This window comes from Actinomyces sp. S6-Spd3, assembly GCF_000758755.1.
Lineage (GTDB): Bacteria > Actinomycetota > Actinomycetes > Actinomycetales > Actinomycetaceae > Pauljensenia.
Genome location: NZ_JRMV01000196.1, coordinates 50573 through 63480, shown reverse-complemented (window position 1 = coordinate 63480; position 12908 = coordinate 50573). Strand labels below are relative to the sequence as shown.

The 12908-nt window shown below is 58.5% G+C and carries 12 protein-coding genes; 10 read left to right on the top strand and 2 right to left on the bottom strand.

What is annotated here, in order from left to right:
• The first annotated feature begins 136 nt into the window (after positions 1–136).
• The 3 genes from HMPREF1627_RS01355 (at position 137) to HMPREF1627_RS01345 (ending at position 2975) form a co-directional block, all read left to right on the top strand.
• Positions 137–676 carry a CarD family transcriptional regulator gene (locus HMPREF1627_RS01355; protein WP_034500441.1) on the top strand — a complete coding sequence of 180 codons (540 nt, stop codon included), beginning with the start codon at positions 137–139 and terminating at the stop codon, positions 674–676.
• On the top strand, positions 673–1503 hold the full coding sequence (locus HMPREF1627_RS01350) for an IspD/TarI family cytidylyltransferase (protein ID WP_034500440.1): 831 nt from the start codon (positions 673–675) through the stop codon (positions 1501–1503). Before HMPREF1627_RS01355 ends, HMPREF1627_RS01350 begins: the two co-directional genes overlap by 4 nt.
• Before the next feature lie 89 nt (positions 1504–1592).
• Complete coding sequence (locus HMPREF1627_RS01345; protein ID WP_107066746.1) at positions 1593–2975, top strand: MFS transporter; 1383 nt, start codon at positions 1593–1595, stop codon at positions 2973–2975.
• Between the two features lie 8 nt (positions 2976–2983).
• On the opposite strand, the gene ispF is transcribed toward HMPREF1627_RS01345, so the two are convergent.
• A complete protein-coding gene (gene ispF / locus HMPREF1627_RS01340; RefSeq protein WP_034500439.1) occupies positions 2984–3487 on the bottom strand; it encodes a 2-C-methyl-D-erythritol 2,4-cyclodiphosphate synthase in 504 nt (167 codons plus the stop codon).
• A gap of 118 nt (positions 3488–3605) precedes the next feature.
• Between ispF and thrC the strand changes: the two genes are divergently transcribed.
• From thrC to rlmB, 3 genes are all read left to right on the top strand, one after another.
• A complete protein-coding gene (gene thrC / locus HMPREF1627_RS01335) occupies positions 3606–5057 on the top strand; it encodes a threonine synthase (protein WP_034500438.1) in 1452 nt (483 codons plus the stop codon).
• Positions 5058–5130: 73 nt separating this feature from the next.
• On the top strand, positions 5131–6594 hold the full coding sequence (gene cysS / locus HMPREF1627_RS01330) for a cysteine--tRNA ligase (protein ID WP_034500437.1): 1464 nt from the start codon (positions 5131–5133) through the stop codon (positions 6592–6594).
• A 125-nt stretch (positions 6595–6719) separates the two neighbouring features.
• Positions 6720–7706 (top strand): 23S rRNA (guanosine(2251)-2'-O)-methyltransferase RlmB, encoded by a 987-nt coding sequence (rlmB, locus tag HMPREF1627_RS01325; protein WP_034500436.1) that lies wholly within the window; start codon positions 6720–6722, stop codon positions 7704–7706.
• 54 nt (positions 7707–7760) lie between these two features.
• Here rlmB and HMPREF1627_RS01320 read toward each other — a convergent pair whose 3' ends face one another.
• The gene (locus HMPREF1627_RS01320; protein ID WP_234305190.1) at positions 7761–8366 is read right to left on the bottom strand and encodes a hypothetical protein; all 606 of its coding nucleotides are present in this window, start codon (positions 8364–8366) and stop codon (positions 7761–7763) included.
• Between the two features lie 156 nt (positions 8367–8522).
• On the opposite strand from HMPREF1627_RS01320, the gene HMPREF1627_RS01315 reads away from it, so the two are divergent.
• From HMPREF1627_RS01315 to HMPREF1627_RS01300, 4 genes are all read left to right on the top strand, one after another.
• Complete coding sequence (locus HMPREF1627_RS01315; RefSeq protein ID WP_034500435.1) at positions 8523–9035, top strand: DUF456 domain-containing protein; 513 nt, start codon at positions 8523–8525, stop codon at positions 9033–9035.
• A 264-nt stretch (positions 9036–9299) separates the two neighbouring features.
• Complete coding sequence (locus tag HMPREF1627_RS01310) at positions 9300–10586, top strand: adenylosuccinate synthase (RefSeq protein ID WP_034500434.1); 1287 nt, start codon at positions 9300–9302, stop codon at positions 10584–10586.
• Positions 10587–10774: 188 nt separating this feature from the next.
• Complete coding sequence (locus HMPREF1627_RS10685; RefSeq protein WP_234305189.1) at positions 10775–11986, top strand: hypothetical protein; 1212 nt, start codon at positions 10775–10777, stop codon at positions 11984–11986.
• A 214-nt stretch (positions 11987–12200) separates the two neighbouring features.
• A complete protein-coding gene (locus HMPREF1627_RS01300) occupies positions 12201–12791 on the top strand; it encodes an FABP family protein (protein WP_034500433.1) in 591 nt (196 codons plus the stop codon).
• Positions 12792–12908 lie beyond the last annotated feature (117 nt).

The following is a 12908-nucleotide window of genomic DNA, read 5'->3' as shown; positions in this document are numbered from 1 at the left end:
CCTTCCCGCGTGAAGACTTCAGGCTGCAAAGCTCTGTGAATCCTCAGGAAAAAGCGAGTTCTCGTCCCGGGCACACAAAGGGCACAAACTGATAGAATATAAACCGCAGTTCAGCTGGAGTGCAGGAGTTTCTTCTATGTCATTTGAGATCGGTCAGACCGTTGTTTACCCTCACCACGGCGCCGCCAAGATCGAGGAAATCTCCACCCGCATGATTCGCGGAGAAGAGAAGACCTACCTGACTCTTCGCGTAAGCCAAGGAGATCTCACCATCCAAGTTCCCGCTGAAAACGTTGACCTTGTTGGGGTTCGTGACGTTGTCGACGAAGACGGGCTTGAAACTGTTCTCTCGGTCCTTCGCGCTCCCTATATCGAGGAACCGACGAACTGGTCTCGTCGTTTCAAGGCGAACCAAGAGAAAATTGCGACCGGTGACATTGTGAAGGTCGCCGAGGTTGTTCGTGATCTCACTCGCCGCGATGATCAGAAGAAGCTCTCAACGGGTGAGAAGCGCATGCTGACGAAGGCGCGCCAGATCCTCAGTTCAGAACTTGCTCTTGCCCGCGGCATCGATAAGTCCGCAGCGGCTGCTCGACTCGATGAGGTCCTTGCCGAGGGATATGACTCCTCCCTTGCTATCGCGGACGACCTTCCGGAAGACGACTCGGAAGAGTGACACAGACTCATTCCGATCGAGTTTTTGCGGTTATCACTGCTGCAGGATCGGGTACTCGGCTGGGCTCGGATCGCCCTAAAGCCTTAGTTGATCTTGAGGGTATGTCTCTTGTTGAGCGTGCTCTGCGTAATCTCCACGTGGGTGGCGTTGATTTTTCGATCATCACCGCACCTCCCGATCACCTTGACGAATTCAACGAGGCGCTTTCCTCGCCGGAATTACGTGCAATTTCGCGCGTTGTCCCAGGTTCTCCTCTATCGCGTCAAGCTTCTGTTGCGGCAGGTTTGGATGCACTTGCAGAAATCTTGGGGGAAGAGGACGCTGCCCGAAAGGGTGCTCTTTCTGTACCGGAAACCACGGCCTCGGCAGTGGGGGAGGATACACCGGTGCTGATTCACGATGCTGCGCGCCCCCTAGTGTCCGCGCAGCTGGTTCAGCGAGTCATCGAGGCGCTCCAATCCGGTGAGAAGGCTGTAATTCCCGGGCTTCCAGTTGCCGATACCTTGAAGAGTTTCCGCCTGATTGACGAGGCCCCGGCTGGGGAGCCCTCAAGTGCGCGCTATGTCGATGCGACCGTTGATCGCAGTGGATTGGTTGCGGTCCAAACTCCTCAGGGATTCCCGTGGTCGGTGATTCGGGAACTGCACAGGAAGGCCGCGTCCACGGGAAACAGTGAGGAAACAGCGCTTACTGACGATGCCGGGTTAGCTCAGAGCGCGGGGATTCCCGTTCGGATCGTCCAGGGGGAGGGGCGCGCGCTTAAGATCACGACCCCAATTGATCTGGTTTTTGCTCGCGCGATCTTGGCTGAGGGCGCTCAAGCTTGACGACCATCACATCTATTTTTTCTTTTTCTGAACTGTGCCGTGCTAGGTTCACATGTAGGCCTAAGGTCGTAGGCGCATAAGGAGTGAGTATGAGTGAAACGGCGACCCCCCAGTCGATGAATACTTCGTCGAAGAAGAAATCATCGATCCTGACGAAGCCCGTCATTGAGTGGGCAATGTGGGACTGGGGATCGGCAGCGTTCAACGCAGTTGCAACGACTTTCGTCTTTTCGGTGTACCTGACACACGATGGCACATTCACCGACAAGGGAACTGCCAGTGATTACCTCTCGTGGGGTCTTTTCGCTGCGGGAATCGTCATCGCACTCCTGGCCCCGATTACCGGACAGAGGGCAGACCGCCGTGGAAAAGGTGGCGTCGCGCTTTCAGTCTTCACGGTTCTTGTGGTGATCTGCCTGGCGCTGATGTTCTTCGTTGCGCCGCAGGGCCCCTTGGGACCGCGTGGGGGATTGCTCTTAGGTATCAGTCTGCTCGGTGTGGGAAATATTTTCTTCGAATTCGCCTCGGTGAACTACAACGCGATGTTGAACCACCTGTCAACGAAGGACAATATGGGTCGTATTTCTGGCCTTGGATGGGGTTCGGGTTACGTCGGTGGAATTGTTCTGCTCCTTATTCTGTTCGTTGGATTGATTAACCCCGAGGTCGGTTGGTTCGGAATCACCCATGAGAATGGGCTGAATATTCGAGTCTCGATGGTCATTGCCGCGCTGTGGATGCTGCTGTCCTCTCTGCCGTTGATGCTCCACCCGGTTAAGCCCAAGCACATTGACGAAAAGCACGGCGAGCACGAGACCCTGTGGGATTCCTACCGCAAGCTGGGAAGCACGGTGAAGTCCCTGGCTAAGGACACTCCGCACACCCTGTTCTTCCTGATCGCTTCAGCGGTCTTCCGTGACGGGCTCGCTGGTGTTTTCACCTTCGGCGCGATCTTGGCGGGTACTGCTTTCGGCTTCACCTCGGGTGAAGTGATTATCTTTGCGATCGCTGCAAATATCGTTGCAGGAATTGCCACAATTGCGATGGGCACCTTGGATGACGTCATTGGCCCGAAGCAGCTCATTGTGCTGTCACTGAGCTGCATGGTGGTCGCGGGAATGAGCGTTTTCTTCCTCCACAACGGTGGAAAGATTATTTTCTGGACTTTTGGTTTGGTGCTGTGCGTTTTCGTCGGGCCGACTCAATCTGCATCTCGGTCTTTCCTGGGACGCATGATTCCCGAAGGCCGTGAAGGCGAGGTCTTCGGACTCTACGCGACGACAGGACGAGCAGTGTCCTTCTTGGCCCCCGCGATGTACGCGGTGTTCTTGAACCTTGGTCGCAGGTGGACGCCGGCTGGCCACGACTACACCTACTGGGGAATTCTGGGCATCATTTTGATCTTGGCTCTGGGCTTGATCTTGACGCTCTTCGTTCACCCGGCGAAGGCGCGGCTCGATAGCTTGCAGTAGCCTAGCCCTTACGCGCGGAAAATCAGTGCTGTTGCGCTTGCTGCGATTCCTTCCCCCCTTCCGGTGAAACCGAGGCCGTCAGTTGTTGTAGCTGAGACAGAGACGGGAGCTCCCAGAATCTGGCTCATCTTTTCTGAGGCTTCGGGTAGTCGCTTCATCATTCGGGGTCGTTTTGCGATTACTTGGACGGTCACGTTTCCAATCGCCCATCCGGCGTCGGAAAGCATGCGTCGTACTTCCGTGAGGAACGCTTGCCCAGAGGCACCTGACCACTCGGGGCGGTCGGTTCCAAAGTTTGTCCCCAGATCTCCGAGGCCGGCTGCGGCGAGAAGCGCATCGCAGGTCGCGTGGGCAGCGGCATCCCCATCAGAGTGTCCTTCAAGCGGGGTTTCCCCCGGCCATTCCAGGCAGGCAAGCATCAGCGTTTTCCCGTCATGGGGCGAAACGGATGAAGCGAAGGCGTGGACATCGATTGCGTGTCCGACACGAAAAGGGGAAGGCATTTCACTCATGCCAGTAGCCTAAATGCCCTCGCCGGCATTTGCGTACAGTTTTTCCCATCTCAGGCAAAGCGTCTCAGATGAATCGATTCACCCCGCCGCCTGCCTGCGCTCACGGTAGGGTGAGACCGTGCGTTACATTTCGACCAGAGACACCCAGGCCACTTCCGCGTCCTTCTGCGACATTCTGCTCGCAGGACTCGCGCCTGATGGTGGCCTGTACCTGCCCGAAAGCTACCCCTCGCTCAGCAACGATCAGCTGAGTGAATGGGCGAGCGTACTTAAGGAACGCGGTTATGCGGCCCTTGCAGCGCGAGTTCTTGAGCTGTTTATCGACGATATTCCCCGTCCAGATATTGAAGCCATCTGCGCTCGCGCCTACCGCACTCCGGTCTTTTCCGACCCTGAGATTGTCCCCGTGACTTGCCTGAGCAAGGAAGAAAACCTCTGGCTCGCACACCTGTCCAACGGCCCCACAGCCGCATTCAAGGACATGGCCATGCAGCTGCTCGGCGAGCTTTTCGAGTATGAACTTGAGCGCCGCGGAGATTGGCTCACCATCGTCGGTGCCACCTCGGGTGATACGGGAAGCGCCGCCGAGTACGCCCTCCGTGGGCGCAAGGGCCTGAGCGTTGTCATGTTGACGCCCGCCGGTCGTATGACGCCTTTCCAACGCGCACAAATGTTCTCTCTCCTCGATGAGAACATCGTTAACGTGGCTGTTGACGGCGTTTTCGATGACTGTCAAGACCTCGTCAAAGCCGTTAACATCGACGCGCAATTCAAGCAGCAGTGGCACGTCGGTGCCGTCAACTCCATCAACTGGGCGCGCCTGTTGGCCCAAGTTGTCTACTACATCGCGACATGGTTGCGCCTGAGTGAGCGCCTTGGTGGAGACGCGCGAGTGAACGTGTGTGTTCCCTCCGGCAACTTCGGCAATATCTGCGCTGCGCATATTGCCCGCCAAATGGGACTTCCCTTGGGTGCTTTGGTGGTTGCGACCAATGAAAATAATGTCCTTGAAGAGTTCTTCAGGACTGGCGTGTACCGAGTCCGCGGAAGTGAAGATACGCTGGCAACCTCATCACCCTCGATGGATATTTCAAAGGCCTCGAATTTTGAACGATTCATCTTCGATCTCGTGGGCCGAGATGCCACGCGCACGCGTGAGCTCTTCACCCAGGTCGCGGCCAAGGGATACTTTGATCTCTCGCAAACCGAAGAATTCGCAGGACTTCGCGAGCGCTTTGGCTTCTGCGCGGCCTCGTCAACGCATAGTGATCGACTGGCCCAAATCCGCCGCACCTGGGAGGAATCGCACTACCTCCTCGATCCCCACACTGCTGACGGCGTGCAGGTTGCCCGCCAGGTCGCTGGGCAGCTGGAGGGCCCCGTCGTCGTGATGGAGACCGCGCTTCCCGTGAAGTTTGAAGAAACGATTGCCGAGGCCGTGGGCTTTGTTCCTCCGGTCCCGCTGCGTTTTGCGGATATCGAGGGGCACGAACAGAAGGTCGTTGCATTGCCTCGCGATGTTGATGCTCTCAAGGAACTGATCCGCACGCGGGTGCAGCCAGGAAGGTAATTTCTCTGCGTTTACACGGTCCCGGGAACTGAACTGGTCTCCAGATGCAGGTGGCACCGTTTACCATGAGAGCATGAGCCTTCATCTGTACGATTCGAAAACTGCACGCCTCCAGCCGCTGGAACCGGTGATTCCCGGACACGTGGGAATCTACCTGTGTGGTGCGACTGTTCAGGGGTCCCCCCACGTCGGCCATTTGCGCTCGGCGGTTGCTTTCGATTCACTGATCCGCTGGCTCAAGCGCGCAGGTCTGGAAGTGACCTACATTCGCAATGTCACTGATATCGACGACAAAATCCTGAATAAGTCTGCTCAGGCCGGGGTTCCGTGGTGGGCGTGGGCTCAGCGCTTCGAACGCGAGTTCACCGCCGCATACCAGAAGCTTGGCGTTCTGGAACCTACCTATGAGCCTCGCGCAACGGGTCATATTCCCGAACAAATCGCACTCGTGCAGCGGCTCATTGACCGCGGCCACGCATACAGCGATGGCGCGGGAAACGTGTACTTCAGCGTGAGTTCTCAGGAAGATTACGGTTCCCTCACTCACCAGCGACTGGAAGATATGCGAACGACGGAAGACGAATCGCAGATTGATTCGGCAACCGAGGCGGGGAAGAAGGATCCGCGCGACTTCGCGCTCTGGAAGGCCGCAAAGCCCGAAGAACCAGCCACGGCCTCGTGGGATTCTCCTTGGGGGAAGGGGCGCCCGGGCTGGCACCTCGAGTGCTCGGCAATGTCGTACCGCTACTTGGGTGAGGCTTTTGATATCCACGGCGGAGGAATCGATCTGCGCTTCCCTCACCACGAAAATGAGCAGGCTCAGTCTCACGGAGCCGGCTGGGACTTCGCGCGCCTGTGGGTCCACAACGCATGGGTGACCACCAAGGGCGAAAAAATGTCGAAGTCCTTGGGAAATGTGCTCTCGATCGACACCCTCACGGAGGATTTCCCAGCAGCTGCGGTGCGTTGGGCTCTCTCGACCGTGCACTACCGCAGTGCCATCGAGTGGGGGCCGGACACTCTCCCGGATGCGAACGCAGCATGGGAAAAGTTCTCCACTTTTGTCACTCGCTCGATTGAGGCCGTAGGTGAAGCAAGCCCGGAGGAACTGTTCTTGAGTCCCGAAGAACTCCCCGAAGCATTCACTCAGGCAATGAACGACGACCTCAATGTTGCCGGCGCGCTTGCCGCAATCCACGAACAACTCAAGCTGGGCAATATTGCCTTGGCTGACGGTGATTCTCAGGCCATTAAACGCCAGCAAATCCTGGTCCGTTCCATGCTTGATGTGCTCGGTTTGGACCCGGCCTCGCCGCAGTGGGCAAATGCAGGTACGGGTGCGTCGGCCTCGGGAAATACCGGGGATGACCCACAAAAGCACGCACTTGACGTGCTGGTTGGCGCTCTCCTCGAGCAGCGTGCCCAGGCGCGCGCCGACAAGGATTGGGCAACAGCTGACCAGATTCGTGATCGCCTCGCAGAAGCGGGAGTCCAGGTCGCCGACGGAAAAGACGGAGCAACCTGGAGCATCGGGTAGTCCGCGCACATCAAAGGCAGGAGGGATCCGCGTGGAGTGTAAATTAGCCCACGCGCGCCCTCGCCACCCCGATGTGTCCCAAGACCGTATGCTTGTGTCAGTTCACGACGAAACAAGGAGACACGATGGCTGGAAATGATGGACGTCGCGGTGCCGTAAGAAAACCGGGCTCGAAGAAAGGCCCAAAGGTCGGCACTGGCGGTCACTCGCGCCGTCGCCTCGAAGGTAAAGGCCCGACGCCCAAGGCCGAGGACCGCACCTACCATCCCGCTTTTAAGCGCAAGAAGGCCCGCGAAGCCCGCGAGGCCCAGGAGGCCGCCATCGCGCGTGCTCGAGCCAAGTCCTCGATCAAGATCGCCGAGGGCCACGAGCTGATCGCCGGCCGCAATCCCGTTGCCGAGGCCGCGCGCGCGGGAGTGCCCATCGAACGTGTCTTTGTCCTTGACAACGTGAAGGACGACCGCGTTGAAGAAGTTGTCCGCCTGGCCTCGGGAATGGGAGCGCCGGTCTACGAGGTCACGCGCCGCGATCTCGACGTCGCAACTGACGGTGCGGTCCACCAGGGCGTCGCCATTGAAGTGCGCGGATACGAATACCGCGACGTCGAGGATCTTATTGCGGACTCTTTGCAGCAGCTGGATATCCCGCTCTTGGTAGCCCTAGATCAGGTCACTGACCCGCATAACCTGGGTGCTGTCTTGCGTAGTTCTGGTGCTTTTGGCGCGGACGGTGTGATTATCCCCGAGCGCCGCAGTGCAGGCGTGAACACCACTGCATGGAAGGTCTCGGCAGGAGCGGCGGCACGCGTGCCTGTTGCGCGTGCGACAAACCTTGTGCGAGCGCTCGAAGACTGCAAGAAGGCCGGTTTCTTCGTTGTCGGCCTCGATGGGGGCGGCGACACCGAATTGCGCGATCTCAAGCTTGCCGATGGGCCGCTGGTCGTCGTCACCGGCGCCGAAGGAAGTGGCCTGTCTCGTTTGGTTCGTCAGACCTGCGATCAGATCGTGTCGATCCCGATCGCCTCGGCGGTGGAATCGCTCAACGCGGCAGTTGCCACGGGAATTGCCCTCTACGAGGTTGATTCGCTTCGTCGCGCACGCGCAGAAAAGTAGCGAGAGTAGCGCTCAATGCGAATAATGCCCCCTGCCTGCGCAGGGGGCATTTCCTTAAATCTTGCCTTTGCGGCGGCGCTTGACGTCTCTGCGGATGCAGTAGATGTTTTGCGTCTCTAAGAAGTGGTCTTTCGGCAGGTCGGCGGCGTAGAAATACGTTGCACCCCCGCGCAAGAGACCAGTGTTTCGGTATTCCTCTTCGAACTGGTGCAGTGTCTCGTATAAAACATCGTTCAGAATCGAGTCGTTATTCGCGATGATGTCGCTTGGAGTGCAGTAAAGCTCAGTAAAGAACTCTCCTTCTGCGGACGCGCGGCGCGCGGCAACCAGCACCCGGTTCCTCCCGAGCATCGAACGCTTGAGCTTTTGCGGGAATAAACGCGGCGCAAAGTTCACCCAATCATCAGAAATTCCCGACCATAGCAACTCTTTGAGGTCCGAGCCGATAATGATCTCGGTGCCCGTCCACCCGTGAAGGGCAAGTTCCTCCCTGTATCCGGGAGTTTCCCCACGCGCGCCAAAGCGATTCCAAAAATCAAGGCAGCGTCCCACAGCGTGCTCGGGCGATTCATTGACCGGGTACATCGCTGAATAGCGAGCGACCGACGTTGTAAGAAAACCGGGATGTTTATTGGGATCTCGGTGTTTAATGAAACCCATCGTTCACTCCTTTGCTGCAGGGATGCGCTTTGGCACCTTATTGTGTCTTTTATTGTGGGTGCAAATCAAAGCCGAATAAGGCCGAAATCAGGACTGAGTAGCGTCAGTCAATTACTCACTGAAAAATTTCAGATTCAAGAATGCTATGATCCGCTCATGAGCTCAATTGGTCTAATCATCATCGGCTTGGTCATTCTCGTCGGCATCATCGGTGCAGTCGTTCAAGTTTGGCCATCTTCGCCTTTCATTGGTGGAGCAATCTTTGTCTGGGCGTGGATGACGGGAACGGGAATCGCCTGGACTGTTTTCGCGATCGCTGCGGTCCTTCTGGGAATTGCTGCGATTCTTAAATATGTGATTCCCGCGCGGCAGATCGCTAAAGCAGGAATCCCCAAATCGACACTGGTCTGGGGTGGTTTCGGTGGCCTCGTGGGATGGTTCCTCTCTGCGCTGACGGGACTTGTGGCGGCTTTCCCCTTCGGATTGCTCATCGGAATGGTCGCGGCTACCTACATTGCTGAATACCTTCGTGCCACGGACAAACAGACAGCGACGGCCTCGACACTCCAAGTTCTGAAAGCGTTCGGGTGGTCTGTTGCCATCGAACTCTTCGCAGCGCTCTCTTCTGCAACGGCGTGGCTCGCCATTGTCATCGTCGGAGCCAAGTGAAATATCGCCACTGATCTTGTGCCTGCGCGTGGGTGTCCTTCCTGCGCGCAGGCCTTTTTATTGTGGAATCAGCGGACATGCGGAATACTGCCTCCCGACCGTTAACGGTCCACAACGCGGCGACAAGGTCGGTAGCACCTGCTTGGCGACAAGATAGCCCGCTCAACCCGGCCTCGGCAATCCTCGGCTAAACTATGCCTGTTGCGCCTTCGCTGACGCGATCACTTCATATACCCGCTCAACGCATTGAATAACGGAGAAAACATGCCCGCCGTCATCGTTCTCGGCGCCCAATGGGGCGACGAAGGCAAGGGAAAAGCTACCGACCAGCTGGGACAACACACTGACTACGTCGTTAAATTCAACGGCGGCAACAACGCGGGACACACGGTCGTCATCGATGGCGAGAAGTACGCCCTCCACCTCCTGCCCGCGGGAATCCTCTCCGAAGGCGTCACCCCGATCATCGGTAACGGCGTCGTCGTTGACCTCGATGTTCTTTTCGATGAAATCGAGACCATCACGGCACGAGGCGTGGACTGCTCGCGCCTGCTGATCTCGGCAAACGCGCACATCATCCCCGCCTACAACCGCCTCATGGATCAAGCCAACGAGCGCGCCCGCGGCAATAACCAGATCGGCACGACCGGACGCGGCATTGGCCCGACCTACGCGGACAAGATGAACCGCATCGGTATCCGCATCCAGGACCTCTTCCACCCCGAGACGCTGCGCGCCAAGGTCGAGGCCGCGCTCGCCCCCAAGAACACGATCTTCGAGGCCGTGGGCCTGCCTACCCTGGACCCCACCGAGGTGACCGACCATCTCCTGTCCTTCGCCGATCGCATTGAGCCGATGATGTGCGACGTCTCCTTGGTCGTCAATGACGCGCTCGATCGCGGCGATACCGTCCTCTTTGAGGGCGGCCAGGCAACCATGCTCGATATCGATCACGGCACCTATCCCTTCGTGACCTCATCGAACCCAACGGCCGGTGGCGCACTCGCGGGCGCGGGCGTTGGCCCGACTCGAATCAATTGCGTTGTCGGTGTTGCAAAGGCCTACACGACTCGCGTGGGAGAGGGCCCCTTCCCGACCGAACTCACCGACGAGGTCGGTGACGACCTGCGCACGCGCGGCGGAGAATTTGGCGTCACCACTGGGCGCCCGCGTCGTACCGGTTGGTTCGATGCCGTTGTCGTTCGCTACGCAACGCGTGTCAACGGACTGACCGACTTGTGCCTGACCAAGCTCGACGTTCTCACCGGTTACAAGGAAATTCCCGTCTGCGTCGGCTACGAGCTTGATGGCGTTGTCGTTGATGAAATGCCGCCGGATCAGGTTGATTTCGCGCGCGCGACCCCCGTCTACGAGATGCTCGAGGGCTGGAGCGAGGACATCACCGGCTGCCGGAGCTTCGATGAGTTCCCCGAGGCCGCACAGAAGTACATCCTTCGCCTCGAAGAGCTTGTGAACTGCAGGATTTCTTCGATTGGTGTTGGTCCCGGTCGCGAGGCAACGGTGATTCGTTTCCCGCTGCTTGGGGAGTAGTCCTCCGACACGACGTGATTTTTAAGGCCGGCGCCGCGTTTCCATGTTGAGGGGAGCGCGGCGTTGGTGCGTGTGGGCGTCATTTGCGCATAAAAAAGCGCGCACCGAGCCGAAAGCGCCTGTCGGCGCGAAGGCCGCTCGTAGCGGCAGAAGTTGGAGCCCGGGGCTTAACAACTCGGTGCGCATGCATGAGCATAGAACACGAGCGTGCCATGCGCATGATGGGGCTCCGCGCTGGGATTAAGACCCCGGAGGCATCCATGTGGGACTATAGAGGAATGGAGAACCTCGAGTCATCCCCTCCGAAACTACCCTCGCGCCGCGAACGCCAGCGTGAACTCGCTGCTCAACGCGCGGTGGAAGAATCCGCGCAAGAAAGCCCCACCCAGGTTTCGCGTAGTGTTCTCGAGTACGACGACACGATTGAACCCGTGACACTGAGCACAGGTATCATTCGTGTTCGCCACGGTATCCGAGCGGGAGAACTCGCGCTTGCGGCTGAAGGCCGCCACTCGAGCACGCACTCTCACGAGCATCGGTCGATTAAACCCGAGCTTCGTCGCGGCCTCCACACATCCGCTCTTACGGTGCTGTTTCTCTCCGTCGCGACCTGTGCCCTCTGGTTCTCACCATGGGAATCCTGGGCGTGCGCGGTTGTCGTCGCCTTGGCCTCGTGCCTGCTGGCGGCGGGATGGCCATCGCTGACGAACACGAAGGTCACGGTCCCAGCCCAGGTCACGGTCGGCCTCGCGGGCTGTGTTTCTGCGGGCGTCGTAACTTTCACCGCCGACCTTATGGCGGCAACTGCCGTCATGGGGTTGGGGACGGTTGGCCTTGTGATTGTCGAGGTTTTTACGGCTTCAACGCCGCGTGATTATTCGAAGAGCGGGCGGGTCGTGTGGGCGGCGCGCTCGACGACTTCTTCGCTCATGAGTTCGATGACCGCGCTGCTCCTAGTTGTTTCCGCGTCTTCATGGGTGACCCTTGCCTCCTCGCAGGGGTGGAGGATCGCGGTTCCGATCGCTTGCGTGATTGTCTCGTGCACGGTGTGGGGCGATCAGATTGGCGCGAGTTTTCGTTCGCAGTCTTTCGGCGCGCTTGGAGCGGCGCTATTGTCGGGCGTCCTGGCCTCCGTCGCCGTGTGGAAGCTCGGCCAAAGTGCGGACCTGAGTCCGATCGTTCTGCCCGGCCTCGCGGCCTATTCGGGGCTGACGACAGCTGTCGTGATTTTGGGAGTGTTTACGGGAATTGCGGTTGCCCTGGTTGTCATCGTTTTGGATGGTTTCATGGGGGATACCGAGTGGGCGCGGCCGACGATGGGAGCGATTGCGCGTGGGAGCGCGAAGTTCCTGCTCGCCGCCTTGCCCGTGTACATCATGTTCCGGATCGGCGGGATTTAGCCGATTTCCGAGGCCGTGGCTGGTTGGTAGTGTCCGGGGGCTTGCGTGGAGTGATTGGCCGCGTAATCCCTGTGTGAGACCCGTTTGACGTGGGGCGTTCGCTTAGGGGAGCCATTGCCTCGAGACCCCGGTCCATGTGGGTATTCGCGCACGGATGGGTGGTGGCAGTCAATTTCGGTTCGCAGATGAAGGTGGGGCCGCTTAGTCTGGATGCATGATGGTCATTCCAGAAAATCTGCCCACTGAAATCGCCCCGTTGGCTTGGATGCTCGGCCAATGGAAAGGCTGGGGGATGCTCAGCGTCGATGAAGGCGAAGATCAGCCGATCTATGAAGAGGTCGAGGGTCTGATTAGCGGCGTTCAGATGAAGCTCGTGACAAGGATTTACTCTGCGAGCGCACGTGAATCGATCGATCCCATCTGGGATGCAGCCACGGGCGTGGCAGCCCTCGAAATTGGCGATCTCATGCACGAAGAAACGCTCTATGTGTCTCTACTTCCCGGGTCCGGAGTGCTGCCTGAACCCGGCCAGTTTGAGACCCGTGAAATGGTCGCGCAGGGTGCGCAAAGTGACGGTTATTGCGCTCGTTGGGTGGGGCGCTCCATGGGGCCGCGCGTTCAGATGGAAACAGATGCTCTGATTTGTGATCCCGCGGCAACTGTCTACCAACGTTTTTCGCGAATGTACGGCCTCGTTGCCGGCGAAATGTTGTGGGCGAACGAAAAGCAGCGTGACGGTGAAGAAGACAAGGTTGAATTGTCGGGACGTCTCATGCGCGTCAATGAAGAGGCTGGTGAAGAGTAAGTGACGCTGGTCGGAGAAGGTTTCTCTTCGGGGATTGGGGGAGCCGGCCTCGGTGACGGAGGAAGCGGCGGTGACGCGCAGTGGGTGTCTCCGCTGGCAGAGCTTCCCGGCGCTGTT